The organism is Mesorhizobium sp. NZP2298 (genome assembly GCF_013170825.1).
In the GTDB taxonomy this organism is placed as follows: domain Bacteria; phylum Pseudomonadota; class Alphaproteobacteria; order Rhizobiales; family Rhizobiaceae; genus Mesorhizobium.
This window is the reverse complement of record NZ_CP033365.1, coordinates 1909553-1935829: the sequence shown is the minus strand read 5'-3', so window position 1 is coordinate 1935829 and position 26277 is coordinate 1909553. Positions and strand designations below refer to the sequence as shown.

Sequence of the window (26277 nt, the reverse complement as noted above, 5' to 3'; positions counted from 1 at the left end):
AGGTGTAGCCGAACACCGTGGCGCTGGCGAGAGGCGGATTGACGTCTCTCAGGTGACAGCATCAGCCGCCGCCCAGGATATCCAGGATCGAGGTCCGCTTCTTCTTGAGCGGACCGCCGACACTGCCTGGCGGCACAGGATGCCCGACCGAGGCGGTTGTGCCATTGTCCGCAGGCATGTCGAAGCCATCCGCATCGACGGTCTGGGCGGGACGCACCGCGCGGACCGGCGTTGGTGTCTGGGCAACAGGAGCGGCTCGCGGAACAGCCGGCGCCGGCGCCTGCTGGCCAACGGATACCGACGGAACCGGCGCCTGCTGGTTGTTGTCGGCCGAAGGTATGTCGTCGGGCACGATTGTATCGGCCGGCGTCGACTTCCAGGTGCCGGGCAGCGGCCGCACCGGTACGCCTTCATGCGCGGCGACCATGAACTCATGCCAGGCCTGCGCCGGCAGAGCGCCGCCGGTCACCTTCTTCATCGCCGTGCCGTCATCATTGCCGAACCACACGCCGGTGGTGAGATTGGCGGTGTAGCCGACGAACCAGGCATCGCGCGAATTCTGGCTGGTGCCGGTCTTGCCTGCCGACGGCCAGGCGAAGGCGGCCTTCTTTGCCGAGCCGAACTCGACCGTGCCCATCATCATCGAATTCATCATGCCGACGATCTCGGGCTTGACGACACGCGGCGCGCTGCCGCCACCGCTGTCATAGAGCACCTTGCCCTCGGTAGTGGTGATGCGGCGGATGAAATGGATGTCCGGCTTGTAGCCGCCATTGGCGAACGGCACATAGGCCGAGGTCAGTTCAAGCGGCGTCACTTCCGAAGTGCCGAGCGCAATCGAGGTGTTGGCCTGCAAATCGGACTGGATGCCCATGCGGTGCGCGGCCTCGACCACCGCGTTCGGCCCGACCTCCATCGTCAGCTGCGCGGCGACCGAGTTCAGCGATTTGGCCAGCGCCGTCGCCAGCGTCACCTTGCCAAAGTACTTGCCGCCGTAATTGTCGGGTGTCCAGTTGCCGATCTTGATCGGCGCGTCGTTGCGCACACTGTCGGGCGTGCGGCCTGCCTCAAGGGCGGCCATATAGACAAACGGCTTGAACGCCGAGCCGGGCTGGCGGCGCGCTTCCGAGGCGCGGTCGAACTGGCTGGTCGAATAGTCATAGCCACCGACCATGGCACGCACCGCGCCGGAATCGTCGATCGACACAAGCGCGCCCTGGGTGACGTTGAGCTTCTTGCCGTTGTCGTCGATCAGTTTGCGGATCGATTGCTCGGCAAGCTTCTGCAGGTTCAGGTCGACCGTAGAATCGATGACGATATCGCCGCGCACATCGCCGATCAGGTCGGGCAGTTCTTCCATGATGGCGTCGGCGACATAGTTTTCCGAGCCGGTCCAGTAGGACGGCGAGCGCGTCGCCGGCGCGCTGAGCGCCGTCTTCAGCTCCTTGTCGCTGATCTTGCCCTCCTCGCGCATCGCGGCGAGCACGAGCTGCGAACGTTCCTCGGCGGCCTTCGGATCGCGCGCCGGCGACAACCGCGACGGCGCTTTCAGCAAGCCGGCTAGCAGGGCTGCTTCAGACAGGGTGACGTCGCGCGCGCTCTTGCCGAAATAACGCCGCGAAGCCGCCTCGACGCCATAGGCACCGGAGCCGAAATAAACCCGGTTGAGGTACATTTCGAGGATCTGGTCCTTGGTGTGCTTGTGCTCCAGCCACAGCGCCAGCAGCACCTCCTGCACCTTGCGCTCCAGTGTGCGGTCGGGCTTCAGGAACAGGTTTTTCGCCAATTGCTGCGTCAGCGTCGAGCCGCCTTGCGAGAAATGCCCGCCGAGCAGGTTCGTCACCATGGCGCGCGACAGGCCGATCGGGTCGACACCGAAATGCGAATAGAACCGGCGATCCTCGATGGCGATGACGGCTTCCGGAATATAGGGCGACATTTCGTGCAGGCCGACGGCTTCACCACCGCTCATGCCGCGATTGGCGAGCAACTGACCATCGGCCGAAACAATCTTGATGTTGGGAGCGCGGTCAGGGATCGACCAGGTCGTGGCTGCCGGCATCTTGGCGCCGTAGTAGATGACGACGCCGGCTACCGCGATGCCGCCCCAGATGGCGAGCACGAAGCACCAGTAGAACAGCCGTCCGAGCACGCCGAACAGGCCGCGCCTGCTTCTGCCACGCCCACCGCGCGACGATTTCGCCTTCGACGATTTGCGTTTGGTGGAGGCTTTGCGGTTGCTTGGCACGACGCGGTCCTCCTCGCTCACCGAAAGACCCGGCTGGGATCGCGCCTGTGGCGGTCCCTCGAAACTGGGCTCGATGCGGCTGTCTCTGCGGTTCGCCATGCGCTGTGCTTGATATCCCCGGGGCCAATGGCGTCCGAGTTGAAGAGTAGATGCGGCGATTTAAGGGCGGGTTAAGTCGGGAAAAATTAAAGCGCTGTTTAATCAAGCGCTTCAATCTTCCGCGTTACCGCCCGTTACCGCTCCCGTTACCGTGCCGGAGCGAACTGATGCCGGCCTCCTGGACAGTAAGGCGGCCGCTAAAGAAGGCGACCGCCTTTCCTTGCTCTAGACGTGGCTCGGAGTTGGCTTTCCGACAACTGAAGGCATGGCGCCTGCCTCCATGAGAATGTCTTTCTTGCGAGCGAAGGCTACAAAGACACCCCGTGCAATCTCCGGATCGATATCTCCGACCAAGGCGGCTTTGCAAGCGCGTATGGCCGCCTTCTGTTCAGGACTGTTGCCGCACCATTCGACTACGAACTGATAGGCGTCGGCTACCGTGTTGAGCTGGCGCGGAAAGCCCAGTCCAACCCACACCATGACCGGTTTTTCAAAAGGTTTGGACAGCATTGCGAACCTCCTGATCCGCAACATCCTTAAGCGGCCAGTCCGCCGCCTTGGCTTCGGTTGCCCGAAGTTGCCCAAGGCAAAGCGGCCGTCACTTCCTCATAAATCCTGGCTGACTTAGCGAAGCCGCAAAACGCCTGCCGGGCGGCTGAAAGAGGGTAACCGCTGTCAAATGCCCTCTGACAGGCGCGAAGAGCGGTATCGTAAATTGCCCCCCGTCTGTCTCTTGGCCACTCGTAAAGAAACTCCAGAGCGTCATCAAGGTTTGCGATTTCCTGTATGAAGCTATTCGCGCTCTGAACGAAAACAGGGCTGTCGAACATTCGATCGTTCATAGGATCCTCCAAGTCGAACGAACAATTGAGTTTGATGAAGGCGGAACCGTAACGGTCAGCGCCCGACGGCGATATGGGGCTGATGATTTTTTCCGTCAAGAGATGGCCGAAGGAAGAGCGACGACCCCCGAATTTCGCGGTCTAACCGCCGCTGTTTTTGGCATTGACAGCCTTCTTACAGTTGCGGCAAAAACTCGCGCGGAAGGCGAGGCTCTAAACCCACCTATGCCTTCCCGAGAGGCCAGCCACCACGCAGTGGTTGGCCTCTTACTGGACGGTTCCCCTCCAATCAGCATTCCCCAAAACTTGCCCGCTGCTTCCCTCCAGGCACAGGCTTTTTTGTTGGAACCGATTACGCCCTGTCAAGTTTGTTAGGTGCTCGGTGTCCCTCCGCCGTGCGGACAAACAAGAGCCCGTCGCCGTTTTCGCGGTGGCGGGCTTTTTCTGTCGGCTTGACAGCCCAAGCATCGGAACGCATGTATCGGCCGGTTAAGAGCGGGGAACATCCTATGAAGAAGACCTACGTGAAGCCGGCGCTGGTGAAGCGCGACAAGTTGTCTGTTGTCACGGCCAACTGCACGCCGTCACATCCTTGCATCGGTTGATTTAAGCCATCGGCTCGCGCCGGCGGTTCGGTTGGCGCAATGCACGTTGCCGCTTGAGGGCCAACCGGGGGATTCCCATGAAGAAAATCTACGAAGAGCCGGTCCTGACCAAGAAGGACCGCCTCTCTCGGGTGGTTGCTGGCCCGTCAGCTCCGCCCGTCATTCTGGGCTGAGACCAATCTTCTTAATCCACCAATCAGCCCGCTGGGTTCGACCGGCGGGTTTTCACCACCCGTCCGGTGACCTGCTCGACAGCTCCGTAAGACGTGGGCGGCCCTGGCTGGTACGCGCGATTCCGAAAAGGACATCGTGGGCCGCCTGAAGCAGCCATCGCCGCTGCTCGGCGAGCTTCGTTCTCAGGCCTTTTGTCTTGAAGCCCTGTATTCTGCTTCCCATGGCAACGCGTCGAAGTCTGGCTTGTGCCCCAAGGCACGATAGGCGTCCTGGGCAATGTAATTCGCCTTACCCCGCTCCATGAAGCAGGCAAACGGCGGAATTCCTGGGCATCGGTAAAGGCCTACCGCTTCCATGTTAACTCCTCGATGCGGCCTGGCACACACTTGGGGCAGTAGCGCACCGGGCCTAACCGACGGGTCTTCGAGGGGCGCCGGCTGGCGAATATATCCGCCCCTCCAATATATGCGAAGCATGCAAATGAAGGACGGGAAGGAATGATCGACAGGCCGGCTACAACCTATGTCGGCCGGCTGTTCGTATAGAGACAGCGACGGCAGGCTGCAGCCCCAACAAAACCCCCAGCCCGCCGTGCGATACGACCATGGCATGTAATGCGAAAAACGCTCAGCGCTAAATGGGAGTTGGCCGGCGCCTGTCATTTGATAGGTTGCCTGAGTGGCGCCGGCCAGACGAACCGCTCAGGTCCGCCGCGCAGCAAATGTAGAGCGCCATAAATCGCAGGCAAGGGCCACTAGCCGTCTACTCGATCCGCTTGATACGACCCTTGTCGAGGCGGAACACACCATTGTGCCCGCCCTGCTTTTCAAAGTCCGTGAGCAGATCGTCCCATGTTCCTAGGAACTCGCCACAGTCAGCGCAAACAATGTGCGTCTCCGGCTTCGCGTCGTGCGGGATGCGCAGCCTTATTGTCAGGCAGAAGGGGCATTCCAACCGATGATTGAGGAATTCTTGCTGTGGCATGACGCAGGGAGAATGCATCCGGCGAAGAGCAATCGCAAGATGGCCGATCGGACTGGAAGTTATGCCGTGATCGCGGACTACGCCTTCGCCTTCCGCTTGGCCGGAGCCTTCTTGGGCGTGGCCTTGCGGCCTAAGCCAATAGCCTTCGCCAGTGTCAAGCGATAGGCCACCCAAACCGGCGGCTGGCTCAGTTCTGCTGGATCGAAATGCCCTTGTCGTCGATCTTGAGCTCGACGCCTTTCGGCTTCGTTTGCTCGCGGTAGACATAGGCGCCAAGCGCGATGACAACGACGACGAGCGCGCCAATGAGGAGGTAGAGTGTGTTCTGCTTCATGGCGCGCCCTTTGTCGTTTCGAGCCTCAGGCTCGCTTCAGAACCTTGACCAGCACCAAAAGGATGATGGCGCCGATCGTGGCGTGGATGATGGAAGCGATGATTCCGCCGCCGATGGAGAAACCGATCCGCGGGAACAGCCAGCCGGCGATTAAGGCGCCGACGATGCCGACGATGATGTTGCCGACCAAGCCGAAGCCGAAACCGGAAACGATGAGACCGGCAAGCCAGCCAGCGATGGCACCAATGATGATGAAGACGAGAAGACTTTCGACGCCCATGGCGATTTCCTCCGAGCAAGAGGGCGAGCGCGGAGCGGAAGGCTCCGAATCGGCCCCGATATCAACGGCTTCAGGCTATTCGAAAGCAGCTGGCCCCGCCAGCGGCGCTCATTGATCGTCGTCGTCGCTGGAAGTCGGCCGCCAGCTGGTCGGCTCGACCTTCTTTTGCGTATGGCTGTCGGTATAGACCCACCAGCCGTCATCGCGGTATTGCCCGATGGATTCGTTGAGCACGCCGTCGCTGTCCTTCCAGGTGATGGTGACCTTGGAGCCATCGGTCGGCGCGGTCGATATCGGCTTCCTGTCCACCATTTCGTCCCCTTTTCGAGCAATTCCGGGAAGTGCGTAGCGGTATTCCGTCCGGAATCGCGAAGGCAAGTAATTCGAGCCGACAGAACGCGACGGCTCGCATCTGGTTCCCAACCGGCCGCTGGGCGCGGATCGTCGCGAAGGCGGTCAGCTGTGAGCGAAGATATCCTCTTCGTCCCAGCCCATCAGGTCAAGCTTGGCCCGCGTCGGCAGGAAGCGGAAGCAGGCATCGGCTTCCTTTGTCCGCCTGTCGCGCGCCAACCGCCCAGCCAGCACGTCGCGCAGCCGGTGCAGGTAGAGCACATCGGAAGCGGCATATTCGAGCTGCTCGGGCGACAGCGTCTCGGCCGCCCAGTCCGACGATTGCTGCGCCTTGGACAGGCCGACGCCGAGCAACTCGAAGCAGATGTCCTTCAGTCCGTGACGGTCGGTATAGGTGCGCGTCAGCCGCGACGCGATCTTGGTGCAGAACACCGGCTCAGCCATCACCCCGAAGGCATTGTAAAGCACGGCGAGATCGAAGCGCCCGTAGTGGAACAGCTTCGTCACGCTGCGGCTCCTGAGCAGGCTGACGAGGTTCGGCGCCTTCTTCTGGCCGGGTGCGATCTGGATGACGTCGGCGCTGCCGTCGCCAGGCGAAATCTGCACCACGCAGAGCCGGTCGCGATGCGGGTTCAGGCCCAGCGTCTCGGTGTCGATGGCCACCGCCCCGACATTGTAATGCGAAAGGTCGGGCAGATCATGCTTGTGGAAACGAATGTCGGCCATTGTCTTCTCCGGTCGCGGCGTATCCCGTCCTCGCCGCGATCCGGTGAAAAATCAACAGGAAAACGACTTTCCCGCCGCTCAGCGCGCCAGCGCGTCCAGAATGCGGGCCCAGGAGCGCTGACCCTTGTGGAAGGAGTTCAGCTCGTATTTCTCGTTGGGCGAGTGGATGCGGTCGTCGTCAAGGCCGAACCCGACCAGCAGCGATTCCATGCCGAGATAGGTCTGGAAGTCGCCGACCACGGGAATAGAGCCGCCGCTGCCGGTCGTCACCGCGGGCTTGGGCCATTCGTCGGACAGCGCATTCTTGGCCTTGGCCAGGAACGGCGAATCGTAGGAAAGCTGGATTGCCGGCGAACCGCCATGGGCGTGGAATTCGACCGAACAGTCGGCCGGGATGCGGTCTTCGACGAACTTGCGGAAGGCGGCGCGGATTTTCTTTGGATCCTGCTTGTGGACGAGGCGGAACGACACCTTGGCGGAGGCTTCCGCCGCGATCACGGTCTTGAACCCCTTGCCGGTGTAGCCGCCAATGATGCCATTGAACTCGGCTGTCGGCCGCGCCCAGGTCAATTCCAGCACCGAGCGGCCCTTTTCGCCTGATGGGATCGACAGGCCGACAGGCCCAAGGAAGGTCTCGGCCGTCTCGCCGAGCGTCTCCCAGGATTTCAGCACCTGCGACGGCGTCTCCTCGACACCGTCATAGAAACCCGGAATGGTGATGTGGCCATCCTTGTCGTGGATGTCGGCCAGCACCTTCGCCAGGATGCGGATCGGGTTGGCGGCGGCACCGCCATAGAGCCCCGAATGTAGGTCGCGGTCGGCGGCCTTCACCATGATCTCCTCGCCGACCAGCCCGCGCAGTCCGACGCAGATCGATGGCGTGTCACGGTTCCACATGCCGGTATCGCAGACCAGCGCGAAGTCGGCCTTGAGCTCTTCGGCATTGGCTTCGAGGAACGGTTTCAGCGACGGCGAGCCGGATTCCTCCTCACCCTCGAACAGGATGGTGATACGGCACGGCAGGCTGCCATGCACCTGCTTCCAGGCGCGGCAAGCCTCGACAAAAGTCATCAACTGGCCCTTGTCGTCAGCCGAGCCTCGCCCTGTGATCACCTTGTGGTCGGGTCCGACCTCCTTGATCGCTGGCGCGAACGGATCGTTTTCCCAGAGTTCGATCGGATCGACGGGCTGCACGTCGTAATGGCCATAGAACAGCACATGCGGCGAACCAGCCGGCCCGTCATGATGCGCAACCACCATCGGATGTCCTGGCGTGTTGCGCACGCTGGCATCGAAGCCGATCAGCTTGAGCTCCGCCACCAGCCATTCCGCCGCCTTGCGGCAGTCGGCGGCATAGGCGGGATCGGTGGAGATCGACTTGATCCTGAGCAGGCCGAACAGGCGTTCCAGGCTCTGGTCGAGATTCTGGTCGAGGCGGTCGAGGACGGGGGAAACTGCGGACATTTGGAAAGCCTTTCGATTCAGTGCCGGAACCGTAAAGGCAGAGCGGCGAAACGAAAAGCCCGGGACTATTGGACCACGGCCCGGAACAGCCGCCGCAAGATAAAAAAGACCGCCGTGGTGGAGGGGGAACCACGGCGGTCTCGTACTCGAAACGATGCGGCAGCCCGGAGAGGGGGGATAGGCTGCCGCAGTTGTCCGGGATAGGCGGGGGACGGGCCTTGCTCCGGACTTCGGCGAAAACTGCCGATGACGTGTATTTGGGTCTGTGAAGGTGGCGATTCAAGGGCATCAACGTTACACTTTTGTAACGTGCCCGTGAGCGGATTTGTATGACCCAATCTGTCAGGGTGTTGACGGAACCGATATCCGGCGATGTCTTTGGCATGGACCAAGCCATCGCGCCGCGCTATCCCTGCCGGCATGAAAAAAGGCGACCATCTCTTCCTCATCGACGGTTCCGGTTACATCTTCCGGGCCTATCATGCCCTGCCGCCGCTGACCCGCAAGTCCGACGGCCTGCCGGTCGGCGCCGTTTCCGGTTTCTGCAACATGCTGTGGAAGCTGATGCAGGATGCCCGCAACACCGATGTAGGCATTGTGCCGACGCATTTCGCGGTCATCTTCGACTATTCGTCGAAAACCTTCCGCAACGATCTCTACCCCGAATACAAGGCCAACCGTTCGGCGCCGCCCGAGGACCTGATCCCGCAATTCGGCCTGATCCGCCAGGCGACCAAGGCGTTCAACCTGCCCTGCATCGAGATGGAGGGCTTCGAGGCCGACGATCTCATCGCCACCTATTGCCGGCTGGCTTGCGAAGCCGGCGGCGACACCACCATCATCTCCTCCGACAAGGACCTGATGCAACTGGTCGGCGATACGGTCGGCATGTACGACCCGATGAAGGACCGCCAGATCGGCATTCCCGAAGTCATCGAGAAATGGGGGGTGCCGCCGGAAAAGATGGTCGATCTGCAGGCTCTCACCGGCGACTCCGTCGACAATGTGCCCGGTGTGCCGGGCATCGGCCCGAAGACGGCGGCGCAGTTGCTGGAGCAGTTCGGCGACCTCGACGGGCTGCTGGCCCGCGCCGGGGAGATCAAGCAGGACAAGAGGCGCGAATCGATCATCGCCAATACCGACAAGGCGCTGATCTCGCGCCAATTGGTGACGCTGAAGAACGACGTGCCGGTGACCGAGGGGCTGGACGATTTCGTCCTCCATGCGCCGGACGGGCCGAAGCTGATCGGCTTCTTGAAGACCATGGAATTCACCTCGCTGACCCGCCGCGTGGCGGAAGCGACCGGCACCGAGGCAGGCGACGTCCAGGCCGTCGCGGTGACCGTCGAGCGCGCCGACAACGCACATGGCCCCGATGTGGGCGCCGGATCGCCGGTTGTGGCCCGGAGCGGTGCCGAGACGGGCCAGGCCAACGGAGAGGCAACCGCCACACCGGACAAGGCGAAGCAAGGCGATACCCCTTCCCTGCTCTCGGCCCTGCGACTGGAGCGTGCGGCGGCCGGCAAGATCGACACATCAGCCTATCTCTGCATTCGCGATATCGCGACCTTGAAGGCCTGGGTCGCCGAGGCGCGGGAGGCTGGCGTCACGGCCTTCGACGTCCGGGCGACATCAGCCGATCCGATGCAGGCCGAACTGATCGGCATGGCGATAGCCACGGCGCCGGGCCGCGCCGCCTATATTCCCTTTGCTCACAAGAGCGGCAATGGTGACCTGCTCGGTGGCGGCACGCTCGAGAACCAGATTCTGCTTCGCGAGGCGCTGGCGGTGCTGAAACCGCTGCTCGAGGACAAATCGGTCCTCAAGATCGCGCAGAACCTGAAATACGACCTGGTCATCATGAGCCGCTACGGCATCGATGTCGCGCCGTTCGACGACACCATGCTGATCTCCTACGTGCTCGATGCCGGCACCCCGCATGGTCACGGCATGGACGCGCTGGCCGAGAAATGGCTTGGCCACACCCCGCTCCAGCTCAAGGACGTGACCGGCTCCGGCAAGAGCTCGGTCGGTTTCGACCAGGTCGACATCGACAGAGCGACCGCGCACGCCGCCGAAGACGCCGATGTGACGCTGCGGCTGTGGCTGGTGCTGAAGCCCCGGCTTGCCGCCAAGGGCCTGGTCTCGGTCTATGAGCGGCTGGAGCGGCCGCTGGTGCCGGTGCTGGCGCGCATGGAACAGCGCGGCATCTCCGTCGACCGGCAGATCCTGTCCAGGCTGTCGGGTGAACTGGCGCAAGGTGCTGCCCGGCTCGAAGAGGAAATCTACCAGCTCATCGGCGAACGCATCAACATCGGCTCGCCCAAGCAGCTCGGCGACATCCTGTTCGGCCGCATGGGCCTGCCCGGCGGCTCCAAGACCAAAACCGGGCAATGGTCGACCTCGGCGCAACTGCTGGAAGACCTTGCCGCCGAAGGCCACGAACTGCCGCGCAAGATCGTCGACTGGCGCCAGCTCACCAAGCTGAAATCGACCTATACCGATGCGCTGCCAGGCTTCATCCATCCCGACACCAAGCGCGTCCACACCTCCTACGCGCTGGCCGCGACGACGACGGGCCGGCTGTCATCCTCCGACCCCAACCTGCAGAACATTCCGGTGCGCACCGCCGAAGGCCGCAAGATCAGGACCGCCTTCATCGCCGACAAGGGCAACCGGCTGGTCTCGGCCGACTACAGCCAGATCGAACTGCGCGTGCTTGCCCATGTCGCCGAGATCCCGCAGCTGCGGCAGGCTTTCGCCGATGGCGCCGATATCCACGCCATCACCGCTTCGGAAATGTTCAACGTTCCCGTGGAAGGCATGCCTTCCGAGATACGCCGCCGCGCCAAGGCGATCAACTTCGGCATCATCTACGGCATCTCGGCCTTCGGCCTCGCCAACCAGCTGTCGATCCCGCGCGAGGAAGCCAGCAATTATATCAAGAAGTACTTCGAGCGCTTCCCCGGCATCCGCGATTATATCGAGGAGACCAAGGCCTATGCCCGCGAGCATGGCTTCGTCGAAACGATCTTCGGCCGCCGCATCCATTATCCCGATATCCGCTCGTCCAATCCGTCGCTGCGCGCGTTCAACGAGCGCGCCTCGATCAACGCCCGCCTGCAAGGCACCGCAGCCGACATCATCCGCCGCGCCATGGTGCGCATGGAGGAAGCACTGGAGAAGGCCAAACTGTCGGCCCGCATGCTCCTGCAGGTACATGACGAACTGATCTTCGAAACGGTCGAAGCGGAAGTCGAGGCGACGATTCCCGTCGTGCGCCATGTCATGGAAAACGCGGCGATGCCGGCCGTATCGATGTCGGTGCCGCTGCACGTCGACGCCCGCGCGGCCAACAACTGGGACGAGGCTCATTAGCGCTCTTCGCTTCGTCATCCTAGGCGAAGCAAGGAGCGCAGCGACGCGGCGCAGACCCTAGGATCCATGCCGCGACGCATGAGCGTCGAGGCTGTGGAGATTTATTCTGCACCGCTGCAACCGTCGGAAATGTAACGGAATGGATCCTAGGGTCTCCGCTCCGCTTCGCGTTCACTCCGCCATAGGATGACGAAGCGAAGGTCTTAGGCAGCAGCCCGGCACTTGGCACACGTCCCGCGAAACTCGATCACCGCCTTCTTGGCGGCGAAGCCGGTCGAACTCACCCATTCGTTCAGCCGGTGGTCGACGTCGTGATCCGACATTTCGTTCACCTGCCCGCATGTGTCGCAGATTGCGAAGGCGGTCATCGAATGGCTGTGGTCGTGCGGTTCGGCGCAGGCGACGAAGGAATTGATGCTTTCCAGCCGGTGGACAAAGCCTGACTTCACCAGCGTGTCGAGCGCCCGATAGACCTGCAGCGGCGCGCGAAAACCGCGCTCGCGCAGCTGATCAAGCAAGGTGTAGGCGCTGAGCGGCCCGCTGGCGGTCTCGAGCTTCTCGAGCACGCACAACTGGTTTTTCGTCAGCACATCCCTCGCAGCCATGGTCCTGTTCCAACTTGTTCTGCGCCATCCCCAGGCTGTTTGCCGGTGCAAACGGCCCGATTCCATTCAGATAGCGACGAACCGTCGTCTTTGCTACTCTTCTGTTGTTGTCCAGGACCAATCGACGACGTTCCGGCACATTTGATGATGGCGGGCCTGATGGCGCGGCGACATTCAAAATACTGACAAAATCCTCGACGAGGGTAATCTCGCTTGGGAAATTCGATCGGGCTTGGGGAAGCAATATGATCAAATTGACACGCCGGACGCTGCTTGTCGGCACGTCGGCGCTGATGGCGGCCGGTGCGGTATCGTTCCGAGCATTGGCGGCATCGCGCACCTACCATGCGCTGCTGGTCGCCTGCACCGAATATCCTGCCCTGCCGCAGAGGAACTGGCTGATCGGACCGAAGAACGATGCCGGCCTGGTGCACGAGTATCTGCTGAAAAACGTGCCGGACCCGGTGCGGTTCGCGCCGGAGAACGTCACGCTGCTCGCCAAGGATGTGCCCGGTGCCAAAGATTTGCCGACCCATGCGGCGATCAAGGCGGCACTCGCCGAACTTGCGGCCAAGGTTCAGCGCGACGATTTCGTTTATCTGCATCTGTCGGGCCACGGCGCCCAGCAGCCTGAAATGGTCAAGGGCAACGAGACCGACGGGCTCGACGAGATTTTCCTGCCGGTCGACATCGAGAAGTGGGTCAACCGCGACGCCGGCGTGCCGAACGCGCTGGTCGACAATGAGATCGGCGACGCGCTCGACGCCATCCGCGACAAGGGCGCGTTTGTCTGGGTCGTGTTCGACTGCTGCCATTCCGGCACTGCGACCCGTGCCGCCGAGGTCGATGACGAGCTGGAGCGCAAGGTCGAATTCGCTGATCTGGTCGGCGGCGACGAGGCCGCAAGGGCGGCGGCCATCAAGACCTATGAGGACACGGTCGTAAGCGCATCGCGGGGCCTTGACGAGAATGGCGCGCGCAAGCCCGCCTTCAACCTGACGCCGACCGGCGGCGAGCCGATCACCAAGGGCAAGCTGGTCGCCTTCTACGCCGCGCAAACGGTGGAGACGACGCCGGAGATGCCGCTGCCCAAGGGTACGGCGGACGCGCCACGCTTTGGCCTTTTCACCTTCACCATCCTGTCGAAGCTCGCCGAAAACCCCAACGTCACCTATCGCCAGCTTGGCCAGGCGGTTCTGCAGCAATATTCGGCCGACAGCCGCACCCGGCCGACGCCGCTGTTCGAGGGCGAACTCGACGCGCGCGTCTTCGGCACCGACAAGACAGAAGCGGTCATGCAGTGGCCCATCGTCGTCAAGGATGGTGAGGCGACCATCGCCGCCGGGCTGCTGCATCGCCTGACGCCCGGCAGCAAGCTTGCCATCCTGCCCTCGGCACTGTCGTCGCTGTCCGACGCCGTCGGCTATCTCGAAGTGCGGTCGGCAAGGAACCTGGAGAGCCAGGTCAAGCCGGTCGAGTTCGAGAAGAAGCCTGCGCTGAAGCTCGCCGACATTCCCGCCAACGCCTATGCGCGGGTGGCGGAGATCGCCGTCGACTACAAGCTCACCGTGGCGCGGCCGGCCGCGACCAAGGGACTGGAGGAGGAAACCACGCTGGTCAATTCGGTTCTGGACGAACTGGCAGCAGCCAAGGAAACCGGTTTCAACATAGAACTGGTCGATCCCGGCAAGAGCGCCGAATTGCGCTTCGCCGTGATGCGCGAGAATGCCATTGCAGGCGCCGCCGGGGACGCCACCGACAAACCGGCGCTGTGGTTCTTGCCGGCGTCCGGCGACGTGACCTTGAAGGACGGCAGCAAGCCGCCTCTGGTCATCATCCATCGCGACGACCGCCAGAAGCTGGTCGACGCCACGACCAGGAATTTGCGCACCATCTTCCGCGCCACCGGCCTCTCGCGGCTGGCGGTGGCCTCCGACTACAAGCCCGAGGATGTCGACGTCCAGTTCCAGGTCAAGCGCCGTGACAAGGGTGGGCTCGAACCGTTGCAGGCTTCGGCGGTGCCGCGCGTCTCGCCCGGCGATGAGGTGCATGTGCTGGCCAAGAACAGCTCGGACCAGTTGGTCGACATCAACGTACTCTATGTCGGCAGCGATTATTCGATCACCCACATCGTCGCCGAGCGCCTGGCGCCGCGGGCCACGCTGGAGGAAGGGCTGCTCGCCTTCACCGACACCAGCTTCGGCATGGAGCGGATGATCGCGGTGCTGACCGAGGCGCCGCCGGAAAGCGAGAAGGAAGATCTGAGCTTCCTGGCGCAGGAAGGCGTCACGTCGATAACGCGCGGCCTCGGCCCCGCCAGCTTCTCCGACATGCTCGCCGATATCGGCATGGCGCCGCCGACCCGCTCGGTGATGCGGCTTGCCGACAAGGGCGGCCCCAAGGGCGCGGTGATGATCTTCCCAATGGAGACGGTGCCGCGCGCCTGAGCTCCGCCACCGGGTCGCACGGCCCTGGTGCCGGCTCTTGCGCGATTGGCGCGATATGAGAACATTCCCGGCCGCGGCCAGGAGCCAGCGACCGGATGAAGCAGATAGGATCGATTGTGACGAACTTTATTTTCTCCTGGCGCGGAACGGTTGCCGGACTTGCCGGCGGCCTGTTGCTGATTGCCAATGCCTCGGCTCAGGACAGCTGTGGCCTCTGCGCCAAGCAGGTGGTCATCAATTCGGAACTGGCAACGTGCTTCCTCGACCAGTACGACCAGTTCGCCAAGACCAGCAGTGACGCGGTGGTGGTCGATCTCTCGAGCTGTGCCTCACGCGGCGTGGTCGAAGCCTTGCCGTCGCCCAACAAGGCGCCGGCGGAGCCGGATGTGCAGTTCATTGTTTCGCGCCCGCAGCTCGCATGCCTGAAAAAGCAGCTTGAGGCGCCGGGCATCGTGCTTGATCCGTCCGCCACCATCGAACTGGACAGCTGCAAATGAAGAAGCCGGGGGGCACGACAAACACGACAAAGCAGACACAGGCGGCCGCGCCCGCCAAGGCGCCGGAGGCGAAGCAGACGCTGCCGGAGACCACGGAAGGTTTCCCCTGGCCAAGCAGCCATGAGATCAAGAAGGAGAGCAATCCCTTCACCGATCGCGACTGGCGCATGCTCGTCTATGCCTGGTCCGGCATGCTGGTGCGTTTCGCCATCATCTTCACCCTGGCATTCTCGGTCTACCAGTTCCTGGCCAACCAGGAACAGAAGCGCGTCGAACAGACCATGTCGCTGGTCGAGCTCTGGGAAACCAAGGACTACCAGCAGGCGCAGCGGGCCTTGAAAGATCGTCTCTCTGCCCTCAACGCCAAATACGACAATCTGCTCAGCGCCAACCCCTCGCCTACAGAAGAACAGATTTTCCGGCAACGCATCGGCATCGAGGCGATGACAGCCTCCGGTGGCGATATGCCGCTTGCCGATTTCGGCGAGAATTTCGACCGCATCGTCTACTTCCTCAACCGTCTATCCTTTTGCGTCGATGGAGACCTGTGTTCGCGCAAGGTCACCGATGCTTATTTCCGTGACTATGCCGTCTCGTTCTGGAGTTATTTTGCCGGCTATATCGACAAGCAGCGCAAGGCGGGTTCGCCTACTTTCGCCACGGCGATCGAGGCTTATGTTCGCAATGGGCAACCGGCGGCTGAAGCCAAATAGCGATGGGAAAGGCCGGGATCAGCGTCCGCCTCATGCGTGCCTGCTGCTGGTTGGCCATGGCTGGAGCGTTGCTCACGGCCCCGGCCGCCCGCGCCGAGGACGACCCGGATTTCCACCTCGACCTCGATACCGGAGGCCATACGGCACGGATTGCCGACCTCACCTTCACTCCTGACGGCGAGGATCTCGTCTCGGCATCCGACGACAAGACCATCCGCATCTGGGATTGGCAGAGCGGGGTGACGCTACGCACCATACGCGGCTATCTCGGCAGTGGCAGCGACGGCAAGATCTTCGCGGTCACGGTCTCGCCGGACGGCAAGACGATCGCCGCCGGCGGCTATTTCGGCGCCGGCCTCGGTGACAAGCCGCCCTATGGCGACATCAGACTGTTCGACTTCGCCACCGGCAAGATCAAGGCCGTGCTCAAGGCCGCCGACTACGCGACCTATGATCTCGCCTTCTCTCCCGATGGCAAGACCCTGGCTGCCGGTGGTGGCGACGGCATCGTCTATCTCTGGCGGCTCGACGACAAGTCCGCGAACGGCTGGACGCTGGACAGGAAGCTCGATGCCGATTCCTGGCACATCGACAAGCTGGCCTTCGGCGCCGCGGGAACCCGGCTGGCGGCAACGACGACCGACAACGGCATCCGGCTCTGGGATGTCGCCAAGGGCGAGGAAATTGCCTTGCCTGATGAGGCCGAACAATTGCGGGACGTCAGCGTCCTGGCGCTGGCCGCCTCGCAGGACGGCAGCCTGTTCGCCACCGGCAGCAAGGACGGGCAGGTCCAGCTTTGGCGCACCGCCGACGGCACGCTGGTGCGCGCCATGCCGAAACAGGATTTCCTCATCGGCTCGCTGACTTTTGCAAAGGGGTCACGGCTGGTCGCATCCTGCGGCTATCGCTGTGCCGACAAGCACCGCTCCACCGTCTGGAACACCGACACCGGCGAGAAGCTGCTCGACTACAGCGGCCATGACGGCAGCGTCTATGCCAGCGCCGCCAATGCCGACGGCTCGCTGGTGGCGACCGCCGGCGGCACCCGCAATGCCATCCAGGTCTGGGATCCGGCGAACGGCGAACGCAAGGCCTTGCTGCAGGGTTTGGGCGAACCGGTGACCGCGATCGGCGTCGATCCGACAAACGGCGTCATCGCCTGGGGCAATGCCAACCCCTGCCCCGAGCGCGTGGCTTGCCCGGAGCAGCTGGGCGCATTGGACAAGAGGCTGGAACTGCCGACCACCGAGCGGTTCTTCGATGACCCTCAGCCCCTCATCGAGCCCGGCTCGTTTGCCCGTGCAGCACTTGCCGACGGCCAGTGGTCGCTGCACGCCACGGCGGGCGGCAAGGACGCGCTGGAGAATGCGGTGCTGGAGATCGCCAATGGCGGCAAGATGGTGCGCTCGATCGAGAACGATGCCACCAACGGCTTTGTCCATTCAGCCTTCACGCTGATCGACAACGGGCTTGGCCTGATCACCGGCGGCAATGACGGCACGTTGCTGGAATACAAGGCCGCGACCGCCAGGGTCACTGGTGAATTCACCGGCCATACCGGCGAAATCAATGCCATGGTCGCGTCGGAGAAGGCCGGCCTCCTGGTCACCGGCAGTGCCGACCAGACAGTGAGGCTGTGGAACCTGAAGACGCACGAGCTGATCGTGTCGATGTTCTTTGCCGGCTCGCAATGGATCGCCTGGATGCCGCAGGGCTACTATTATTCCTCCGACGAGGGCGACAAGCTGATCGGCTGGCAGGTCAATCAGGGCCGCGACCATGAAGGCCGCTTCATCCGCGCCGGCCAGTTGAAGAAATATCTCTGGAGCCCGGAAATGGTGCGCCGCGCCATCATCCTGCGCAGCGCCAAACAGGCGGTGAAGGAGATGCGGCCGGGCGTCGACAACGAGCTGCGGAAGCTCCTGCAGCGCAAGCCGCCGGAATTCGGCATCCGCCTCGCCACCGACCAGAGCAAGGTTCGCGACGGTTACGTCGCCGTCGAGATAACAGGCGCCAAGGAAGCCGGCACCGATGTCGCCGGCTTCTCGATCCTGTCGAACAGCCGCAATGTCGGCGACATCACCACGCGCTCGGCGGACGGCAACAGCACCATCGTCGAGGTGCCGGTCGAGGATGGCCAAAACACCATCCGCATCACCGGCACCAACGAGTATGGCTATCTGACCGAGCGCAGCGTGACGACGCTGGCGAGAAAGACCGAGAAGGCCGAGCCCAAGGGCAAGCTTTATGTCGCGGTCATCGGCGTCGACAAATATCCGTTCCTGACCGATGCCTGTTCCGGCCGCGCCTGCGATTTGCGCTACCCCGTCGACGATGCCACCGAATTCCTCAAGGTGGTCGCACAGAAATCGGCGCCCTTGTTCTCGTCGATGGAATCGCTGGTTCTGGTCAATCGCGAGGCGCTCGACGAGAGCCCCGACAAGGCCCAGCAGACCTACACGGTCGCCAGCGCCGACACCATCATGGAGCCGGATTCGCACACGATCGACGACCAGCTTGCCGATTTCCTCGACAAGCCCGGTGAGCACGACACCACCATCGTCTTCGTCGCCGGCCATGGCATCAACATCGACGAGGACTACTATTTCATCCCGACCGACGGCCGCAAACAGGATGCCGATCGCTGGAAGCGCTCCTCGCTTGTCGACTGGGGTGACATCCAGAAATCGGTCGAGCGGGCCAAGGGCATGCGCTTCATGCTGCTCGACACCTGCCACGCCGCCAACGCCTTCAACCCCCGCCTGGAAAAGGATGCGCAGGACGCACGCATCGTTGTCTTTTCAGCCACCGCCGCCAACAACACCGCCGCGGAACTGCCGGAGCTCGGCCACGGCGTCTTCACCTATTCGATCCTCGAAGGCCTGCGCGGCAAGGCAAGAACATCTGATGGTGGTGTGACGCTGTTCGGGCTTGCCGATTTCATTTCGCGCGAGGTGGTGCGACTGACCGCGTCGAAGCAGAAGCCGTTCTACTATGTCGGCGGCGTGGAGAACATCGTGTTGGCCGAGCCGTGAGGAGGTCGGGCCTGCGCCAAGGCACCCCCCTCGCGCGATCGTGGCCCGGTATCGCGGCAATGCTGCTATTCCTCCTCACGCTGCCTCTCCCCACCTTCGCCGCCCCTGTCGTCTGCCCACCCGGCGCAGAGAACTTTCCGCCTTTCTACGACGACGCGACGCTCTTCCGGGATGCCATCGCCAACGTCGCCGATGTCGAGCCATCCAACCAGCGGCTGACCGGCATCACGGTGCCGCATCATCTGCTGGCCGCCGACCTCGTGGCGCTTGGTTTCCGGGCCGCGTCCGGCTTCCGCTACAAGCGCATCGTCATCCTGTCGCCGGACCATTTCCACAAGACGCACAAGCTCTACGCCACCACGGCGCGCGGCTTCGACACCGTGCTTGGCCCCGTGGCTGCCGACAGCGATGCGGTGCGCATTCTGGAAGCACATGGCGACATGGTCGAAGAGTCCTGCCTGTTCGACAAGGAACATGGCGTGCGCGCCATGCTGCCGTTCCTGCATCACTATTTCCCCGAGGCGAAGATCGTGCCGGTGGCGATGTCGGTGAAGGCGAAACGCGGCGACTGGGACAGGCTGGCCGAGGCGCTCAAAGCCATCGTCGACCGGGACACGCTGATCGTCGAATCCACCGACTTCTCACACTATCTGCCGCAGCATGATTCCAGGCGTTTCGACCAGCAGACGCTGAACATGCTGGCCGCAGGCTCGCTCGACGGCATCGCGGCATTGCGCCAGCCCGATCATGCCGATTCCGTCGGCGCGCTCTACATCCAGACCAGGCTGCAGCGCGAATTGTTCGGCGCCCAGCCGCTGGTTGTGGCCAACGAGAACTCGCAGGAACACACGTCCGACTATGTCGAGCGGACCACCAGCTATGTGGTGGCGCTGTTCGGGGCCTTCGGCCCCGGCTTCAACAACCCGGCGCGGCCAAAGGACAGGATCTACTATCTCGCCGGCGACGTGAATTTCGGCCGCGCCATGAAGAAGATCCTGCTGCGCGACACCGTTGCCGACAAGATCGTCGACAGCATCCTGGCGCTGACAGGATCGCGGCCGCTGATCGTCAATCTCGAGGGTGTCATCCTGCCCAACGTGCCGGAAGCGATCGACGACATGACGCTGGCCATGCCGGAGGACCTCGCCACCAGCATGCTGAAGCGGCTGCATGTCGCCGGCGTCGGCCTCGCCAACAATCACGCCTACGATCTCGGCCCATCAGGCTATGCCGAGACGCTGCGCGCCCTGGACGCGGCCGGCATCCCGCATTTCGGCCAGGGAGAAGCGCTGGCGCTTGCCGATCTCGATCTCGTCGGCCTCACCGACATCGACACCAACGGCTCGAAGAACACCGACCTCTTGACCCCTGCCTTGCTCGACCGGCTGCTGCACGACAATGCGCAGCGTCCGGTGGTCGCCTTCGTTCATTGGGGCCGTGAGTACAAGACAGAACCGTCGCCGCGCGAGGACATGCTTGCCGACCAGATGCGCCTGCGCGGCGTCTCGGCCATTGTCGGCGGCCATCCGCATGTGTCGAGCGAGGCGGTCGTCTCGCTTGCCGGCGGCGATGTGGCCGAGGTCTATTCGCTCGGCAATTTCCTGTTCGACCAGAGCGCGCAACGCTCGTCAGGATCGATGCTGGAACTGCGGGTTTTTGCGCAAGGTACGATCTTCACCCGCCTGATCCCGCTGCCCAACTATTTCGAGATGGGCCGAAAGTAGCGCCCGACCAAGGTATGTACGTTAGCAACTGCCCATCTGGCGGGGCAGATAGCACGACGCCGGTTCGGTCCTGGTCTCGAACAGCGACTGCTTCGGCCGGAAATAGAAGAAGGTAACCGGCTTGCTCTCGCGCACGCTGCCGTCGGCAAAATGCGCGGCGATGCTGAAACGATGGATCGATGACATCGCCGACCACATCTTCAGCCGCGCCGTATAGGCGCTGATATTCTTGTTGCCGCGCACCGGCATGGCGATCGTGTAGTCATGCTTGCCGATCGGGAATTCGATGTTCTGGTAGCGCATCGCTTCGGGGTTGCCGCCACCGCCATCACCGCATTCGGCCATCGATTCGGGAATCTCGAAGACCGCCATGGTCATCTGGGCACGGAAGGGCTCGCTCTGCTGGAAGACATTGCCCTGGTCGTCGGCCCAGGAATAATCGAACTTGCCGATCGCGTTCAGTGTCATTGCCTGGTTGAAATTGCCGAGATAGTCGCCGACCTCGCCGAACTTGACCTTGTTGGTGAGCTGGCTGCGGCAGACATTCAGGCTGTCGGCCGAGGGACAGGAAAAACGCCCCGTCTCCAGGCTGGCCGTATCGACGCCGGCCTCGTCGAGCACGCTCTTGATCGACACGTCGACGCCCTCGCCGAAACCGCCGATGTCCTTGGTGAACATGCGGCTTGGCTGGCCGGTCGGATTGCCCTCCTCGTCCACGGTAGTGAACTGGATCGACATCTTCATGTCCCTGGCATCGCCCCAGCCATTGTTGATGATCGAGAAATCCGGCCTGAAGCCGATGCAGCCGAAATGTTCCGAGATCGACAGCATCGGCTTGCGATAGGCGTCGCTGGCGGCGACCTTCATTTCCAGACTGTCGAGCTTGACCCTGGACTGATCCTTGGTGCCAAGGTCGACTTCGGCAAAGGCCGGGCTATTCTCCCAGTCCGGACCGTCATAGACATTGCTGGTCTTGACCTGGCCGGTGCCGTTCCAGGCATCGTTGTAGAGGTTGTCCTCCGGATAGATCGCGATGTCCTCGTCGCGCACCAGATGCTGGTATTTCAGGTCGGCCTGCTGGGTCATGCGCTGATCGACCACAACGCCGATCTCGACCTTGTCGGCATCGCCGTCACCCGCCTGCGCCTTGAGCAGGCCGCCGACCCTGGCATCGGCCAGCACGTCGGGACGCGAGCCTCCGACCTCCTTGCCCATCACCCACTGCGATGTGTAGACCGTGCCGCCGGCGAGCCGTGTGGTGCCTTTGCCGTTCTTCAATCCATCGACAAAGGAGCCGGCAAAGATCTCGCCGGTTTTCGACAGCGACCGGCCCTCGCCATTCGGGACGCCGCCAATGAATTGGCCCTCATAGCGGTTGCCGTCGGCATCGACATGAATGCCCTGCCCGTGGAGTGCCCCGGCGGACCAGTGCCCCTCGAACACCTCGCCCGAGCGCAGGTCGAGCCGGCCCTGCCCCTCGGGCCGGCCGTTTCTGACGTCGCCGAAATAGCTGGAATAGACCGTCTTCGGGTCATAGCTCGCCGAGCCGCGCACCCGCCACACCAACCTGCCCTTGCCGTTGATGGTGCCGTCTTCGGCTATCGTCCGGTCGGGCGACAGGCCTGCCGCCGGCTCCCAGACGAAGTCGAGGTTCTTCTCCGGATGGAAGTCCCAGACACGCACGGTCCTGCGCAGCACGGAGCGTGTGTCGGCCTGATAGAGGATCTGCACCCGCTCCGCCCAGGCGCCGCCGACAGGGGCGGGATCGGCAAAAGCCGTCGAAAGCATCAATGCACCCAGCATCGATGCGGCCACAACCCCGAACACTGCCCTTGCCCGCGCCATCCCCTTGAACCCCCTGGATGCCTCGCCCCCTTGGCAAGCCAAGCGTAATCGGCGAGCCTGCCTCGTGCAAGAGAAGCCCGTGCGGAGCGATCGGCACGAAAAAAGGCGACGGGTTTGATCCGCCGCCTCTTTTCGCGACTGCGCGAGCGCGTGTTATTTATACAGGCTGTTGATCCACTGGACGTTTGCGGCGTTCAGGCGCACGGCGGTATTCGCGTCGGGGCTTTCCGCCACGTTGACGCCGGTGATGATGCGCTGCTTGGAGTTGGTGTCATAGGCATATACCGAGCTGCCGCTCGACCCCGGGAACGTATCGCAGTCATACTGGAAATATTCCGGAGCGATGTTCTCGGCATGCACTTCGCAGCTTGTCTTCCACATCGTGCCCATCGGCTTGTCGCCGGGGTAGCCGACGAGGTTGGCGGTGAAGTCGCCGAGATCGTCATAGTTGGCATAGCCAAGCCAGCCAAGGTTGGTGCCGACATCCTGCTTCAGCGTGATGATGCCCAGGTCCCACGGGATCACCGAGCCGTAATAGCCCTGGTAATTGTCGATGAAGCCCTGCAGCACATAGGCGCTTTCATAGGAGAAGGCACCGAAGGGGGCGTCGTCTGCAGTGCTGCCATTGAGGCCCGGGACGAACAGATATTCCGAGAGCCAGTCCTTGTCCTCATGGCTGTAGAGGCAGTGCGCCGCGGTGAGCACCGTGCGCGGGCCGATCAGCGTTGCCGAGCAACTGCCATAGCTGCCGGTCTTCGGCGATTTGGCTTCGAGATAGCCGATTGCCGAGAACGGATAGGTCTTGGTGCTCCTGACCTGCTCGCGATCATCAGGGCCGAAAACCTGACGGCCGGCTTCGCCTTCGCCGAGCCCGGGATCTTCGGTCTTGCGCTGGACCCCATCCGCTCCATTGGCCGGCGCGTTCAGTTCCTTGATGATGAGATCGCGCAGAGCTTCGCTCGGCTCGATCTTGATCTCCTTGCCATCGGCGGACCTTCCGACGATGCCATAGGATTTGACAGCCGTCGCCTCGTCAGCAAGCGGCGCGGCGCGGCTGTCTTCGTCGGTAAGCTTCGGCGTGGTGATCGGTTTTGCCCGACCGGCCTTGAAGTCTCCTGAAGATACATCCCGCATGCTTTCGCCATTACCCGCACTGGCGGAGCCAGGATCGGCGGCGAAGGCCGGGACCGTCCACATCGCGGTGGAAAGCAATGCGGACGCTATCATAAGGTTTGTCAGTTTTGTCATGGTGAGACTCTCCCAAAAGTCAGCAAGGACTGGATCAAAATACAGAAATATTGTCGAGATCGTGGTGACGCCGAAAAATGAGTTTGCTCGCCGGCATCCCCTGCGAGCGTTCTTCTAGGCTGTCATTTTCAAGGCCCCCGCCAAAAAAATTCTGCACGGATATACTGCCTAAAATAATCCAAGATTGGCAATGACAAATCGCTTCCACGTAGCCCGTGGGGGGCTATAGGATTTTGTGCGGGTTCTGCTCGCGGGCACGGTTAGCAAAAGTGGGATTCGGTTTTGTGACCGGTCGCGCACCGTTTCGATGCGGCGCGCGTGCGGATCGTTGAACCGGCAACACCTCCTTGCACAATGCCCGGCGTCGAGCCGCATGGGAGAATTGTCTCAGGAGGTTCAGGTGCACATCACAAATCGGTTCGGGCCAATCGCCGCCGCATCGCTGCTTGGCGTTGCTGCTGCCGTTGCATTCATCAACACCGTCCGGGCGGACGAGAGCACCGTGAGGCCGGAAGCGGCCGTCTCGCCGATGCAGCGGGTGGCCGATGCCAGGGCCAAGGCAGCGGCGGACAACCCCGACGGCGCCGACCGCGTCTATGGCGGCAACCAGGCCGAAAAGGGCGCCTATCCGTTCCAGGTCGCGCTGCTCACCACCGCCAGGCTGGACGAGAACCCGGCCTCGCAGGCCAATGCGCAATTCTGCGGCGGCAGCCTGATCGCGCCGCAATGGGTGCTGACGGCGGCGCACTGCCTCAACGACAAAGGCGAGCCGATCTCGCCGGACTCGGTCACGGTGCTGACCGGTGCCACCGACCTCAGCGAAGGCAAGCGCCACAAAGTGGTGGAGGTCATCGTCAACGAGGGTTACAGCGAGCAGACGCTCGATAACGACCTCGGTCTGCTCCGGCTTGCCGAGCCGGCCGACGCGCCGACCATCAAGCTAACCCGCGAGGCGACCCCCGACAACGGCAAGACCACCGTAACCGGCTGGGGCAAGATGCAGGATGGAACGTTCCCGACCACGCTGATGGTCGCCGATCTCGATCTGCAGCCGAACAGTGCCTGCAACAGCGGCATCAAGGCCATCTACGCGCATGACCTGAAGGCGGCACTTGGCGATCTGTCCCACCGCATGCGCTATTCCGAAAAGGGCATCGATGCCGCCGCCAATGCGATCGCCGCCGACATGACCGATCCGTTGACCGGCAACATGATCTGCGCCGGTACCACCAGTGGCGTGCGTGATGCCTGCAATGGCGACAGCGGCGGCCCGCTGTTCATGACCGGCGCCGATGGCCCGGTCCAGGTCGGTGTCGTCAGCTGGGGCGAAGGCCCGGCCGACGGCAGCGCGGCCTGCGGCCACAAGGACGCCTATGGCATCTACACGCGGCTGGCCAACTACAGCGGCTGGATCGAGGCGAAGATGAAGACCCCTGCTCCCGCGCCGGCAAAACCAAAGGCAGGGCTGGGTACAGCCCAGAAACCGGCGACGCCCTGAAGCGCGGCCATTTGCGTCCACGTCGAAACGGCGGGACATGTCCCGCCGTTTTGTTTGCCGGCTTGCCAGGCGAGCCTATCTCTTGGCGAGCCTACTTTCTCGCGGGGCCTTTGCGCTCAGCGGAGGCCGCCCACAGATTGATGTCGGATTCGCGCGCGTAGCTATCGATCTCAGCCAGTTCGGCATCGCTGAAGTCGAGCACCTTCAGCGCGCCGACGCAGTCCTCCACCTGTTCCGGTCGGCTGGCGCCGATCAGTGCCGACGTGACCTTGCCCTTGCGCAGCACCCAGGCCAGCGCCGTCTGCGCCAGCGTCTGGCCACGCTTGCCGGCAATGACGTTGAGCGCCTTGATGTTGGCGATGGTCTTGTCGTTGATGAAAGCGGTCTTCAGCGACTTGCCCTGCGAGGCGCGGCTGCCCTCGGGGATACCACCCAGATATTTGTCGGTCAGCATGCCTTGGGCCAACGGCGAGAACACGATGGAGCCGACGCCGAGCCCTTCCAGCGTGTCGAGCAACCCGTCTTCCTCGACCCAGCGGTTCAGCATCGAATAGCTCGGCTGGTGAATGACGCAGGGCGTGCCAAGCTGCCTTAATATGTCCGCGGCCTCGCGGGTGCGCTGCGAGTTGTAGGACGAGATGCCGGCATAGAGCGCCTTGCCTGAGCGCACCGCATGGTCGAGCGCCCCCATGGTTTCTTCGAGCGGCGTGTCGGGATCGAAGCGGTGCGAATAGAAGATGTCGACATAGTCGAGCCCCATCCGCTTCAGGCTCTGGTCGAGACTGGCCAGCACGTATTTGCGCCCGCCCCATTCGCCGTAAGGCCCCGCCCACATTCCATAGCCTGCCTTGGTCGAGATGATCAGCTCGTCGCGGTAGCCGGCGAAATCGGTGCGCAGGATTTCGCCGAAGGCGGTCTCGGCCGAGCCGGGCGGTGGCCCGTAATTGTTGGCGAGGTCGAAATGGGTGATGCCGAGATCGAACGCCTTGCGCACGATCGACTGCTTGGTCCGATGCGGCGTGTCATTGCCGAAATTGTGCCACAGACCGAGCGAGATCGCAGGCAGCTTGAGACCGGACCGTCCGCAACGGTTGTAGATCATTTTTTCATAGCGATTTTCGGCGGCGACATAGGGCATGGGGAAAGATCCTCGAATCTGAACAGACCGGCCAGCCTCATC

20 protein-coding genes are annotated in these 26277 nt (G+C 62.7%); 8 read left to right on the top strand and 12 right to left on the bottom strand.

From position 1 onward, the window contains the following. Window positions 1–61: 61 nt before the first annotated feature. The 3 genes from EB231_RS09355 to EB231_RS09345 all read right to left on the bottom strand — a co-directional run bounded on the left by EB231_RS09355 (window position 62) and on the right by EB231_RS09345 (window position 3288). The gene (locus EB231_RS09355) at window positions 62–2347 is read right to left on the bottom strand and encodes a transglycosylase domain-containing protein (RefSeq protein ID WP_172348556.1); all 2286 of its coding nucleotides are present in this window, start codon (window positions 2345–2347) and stop codon (window positions 62–64) included. Between the two features lie 225 nt (window positions 2348–2572). Continuing rightward, window positions 2573–2857: a DUF982 domain-containing protein gene (locus EB231_RS09350; protein ID WP_172348555.1), complete on the bottom strand. Its 285-nt coding sequence runs from the start codon at window positions 2855–2857 to the stop codon at window positions 2573–2575. 26 nt (window positions 2858–2883) lie between these two features. Beyond that, complete coding sequence (locus EB231_RS09345; protein WP_340163204.1) at window positions 2884–3288, bottom strand: DUF982 domain-containing protein; 405 nt, start codon at window positions 3286–3288, stop codon at window positions 2884–2886. A 410-nt stretch (window positions 3289–3698) separates the two neighbouring features. Between EB231_RS09345 and EB231_RS35705 the strand changes: the two genes are divergently transcribed. Further along, window positions 3699–3794, top strand: a complete 96-nt coding sequence (locus EB231_RS35705) for a putative RiPP precursor (protein ID WP_445299302.1) — start codon at window positions 3699–3701, stop codon at window positions 3792–3794. Between the two features lie 1345 nt (window positions 3795–5139). Here EB231_RS35705 and EB231_RS09335 read toward each other — a convergent pair. From EB231_RS09335 to EB231_RS09315, 5 genes are all read right to left on the bottom strand, one after another. Beyond that, complete coding sequence (locus EB231_RS09335) at window positions 5140–5286, bottom strand: hypothetical protein (RefSeq protein ID WP_027031097.1); 147 nt, start codon at window positions 5284–5286, stop codon at window positions 5140–5142. Window positions 5287–5311: 25 nt separating this feature from the next. Continuing rightward, a complete protein-coding gene (locus tag EB231_RS09330) occupies window positions 5312–5566 on the bottom strand; it encodes a GlsB/YeaQ/YmgE family stress response membrane protein (RefSeq protein WP_172348553.1) in 255 nt (84 codons plus the stop codon). Between the two features lie 108 nt (window positions 5567–5674). Continuing rightward, window positions 5675–5878, bottom strand: a complete 204-nt coding sequence (locus EB231_RS09325) for a hypothetical protein (RefSeq protein WP_140772080.1) — start codon at window positions 5876–5878, stop codon at window positions 5675–5677. A gap of 144 nt (window positions 5879–6022) precedes the next feature. After that, window positions 6023–6643, bottom strand: coding sequence for a ribonuclease D (locus EB231_RS09320; protein WP_172348552.1), 621 nt, complete (start codon window positions 6641–6643; stop codon window positions 6023–6025). 78 nt (window positions 6644–6721) lie between these two features. Continuing rightward, entirely contained in the window at window positions 6722–8107 is a 1386-nt protein-coding gene (locus EB231_RS09315) for a M20/M25/M40 family metallo-hydrolase (RefSeq protein ID WP_172348551.1), read from the bottom strand. Between the two features lie 420 nt (window positions 8108–8527). On the opposite strand from EB231_RS09315, the gene polA reads away from it, so the two are divergent. Continuing rightward, window positions 8528–11485, top strand: a complete 2958-nt coding sequence (gene polA / locus EB231_RS09310; RefSeq protein WP_172352852.1) for a DNA polymerase I — start codon at window positions 8528–8530, stop codon at window positions 11483–11485. 203 nt (window positions 11486–11688) lie between these two features. Here polA and EB231_RS09305 read toward each other — a convergent pair whose 3' ends face one another. Beyond that, window positions 11689–12090, bottom strand: coding sequence for a Fur family transcriptional regulator (locus tag EB231_RS09305; protein ID WP_172348550.1), 402 nt, complete (start codon window positions 12088–12090; stop codon window positions 11689–11691). A 245-nt stretch (window positions 12091–12335) separates the two neighbouring features. Here EB231_RS09305 and EB231_RS09300 point away from each other — a divergent pair, with 245 nt between their 5' ends. The 5 genes from EB231_RS09300 to amrB all read left to right on the top strand — a co-directional run bounded on the left by EB231_RS09300 (window position 12336) and on the right by amrB (window position 20506). Beyond that, the gene (locus EB231_RS09300) at window positions 12336–14537 is read left to right on the top strand and encodes a caspase family protein (RefSeq protein WP_172348549.1); all 2202 of its coding nucleotides are present in this window, start codon (window positions 12336–12338) and stop codon (window positions 14535–14537) included. A 116-nt stretch (window positions 14538–14653) separates the two neighbouring features. Further along, the gene (locus EB231_RS09295; RefSeq protein WP_246740903.1) at window positions 14654–15034 is read left to right on the top strand and encodes a hypothetical protein; all 381 of its coding nucleotides are present in this window, start codon (window positions 14654–14656) and stop codon (window positions 15032–15034) included. Continuing rightward, window positions 15031–15747: a DUF4760 domain-containing protein gene (locus EB231_RS09290; protein WP_172348547.1), complete on the top strand. Its 717-nt coding sequence runs from the start codon at window positions 15031–15033 to the stop codon at window positions 15745–15747. Before EB231_RS09295 ends, EB231_RS09290 begins: the two co-directional genes overlap by 4 nt. Before the next feature lie 68 nt (window positions 15748–15815). Then, window positions 15816–18782, top strand: a complete 2967-nt coding sequence (locus tag EB231_RS09285; protein WP_246740902.1) for a caspase family protein — start codon at window positions 15816–15818, stop codon at window positions 18780–18782. A gap of 59 nt (window positions 18783–18841) precedes the next feature. Continuing rightward, window positions 18842–20506: an AmmeMemoRadiSam system protein B gene (amrB, locus tag EB231_RS09280; RefSeq protein WP_172348546.1), complete on the top strand. Its 1665-nt coding sequence runs from the start codon at window positions 18842–18844 to the stop codon at window positions 20504–20506. A 21-nt stretch (window positions 20507–20527) separates the two neighbouring features. Here the strand turns inward: amrB and EB231_RS09275 are convergent, their stop codons facing one another. Then, on the bottom strand, window positions 20528–22294 hold the full coding sequence (locus EB231_RS09275) for an MORN repeat-containing protein (RefSeq protein ID WP_246740901.1): 1767 nt from the start codon (window positions 22292–22294) through the stop codon (window positions 20528–20530). A 210-nt stretch (window positions 22295–22504) separates the two neighbouring features. Continuing rightward, window positions 22505–23599, bottom strand: a complete 1095-nt coding sequence (locus EB231_RS09270; protein WP_172348544.1) for a trypsin-like serine peptidase — start codon at window positions 23597–23599, stop codon at window positions 22505–22507. Between the two features lie 400 nt (window positions 23600–23999). On the opposite strand from EB231_RS09270, the gene EB231_RS09265 reads away from it, so the two are divergent. Then, window positions 24000–25097 carry a S1 family serine peptidase gene (locus EB231_RS09265; protein ID WP_172348543.1) on the top strand — a complete coding sequence of 366 codons (1098 nt, stop codon included), beginning with the start codon at window positions 24000–24002 and terminating at the stop codon, window positions 25095–25097. A gap of 91 nt (window positions 25098–25188) precedes the next feature. Here EB231_RS09265 and mgrA read toward each other — a convergent pair whose 3' ends face one another. Continuing rightward, window positions 25189–26235: an L-glyceraldehyde 3-phosphate reductase gene (gene mgrA, locus EB231_RS09260; protein WP_172348542.1), complete on the bottom strand. Its 1047-nt coding sequence runs from the start codon at window positions 26233–26235 to the stop codon at window positions 25189–25191. Between the last annotated feature and the right edge of the window lie 42 nt (window positions 26236–26277).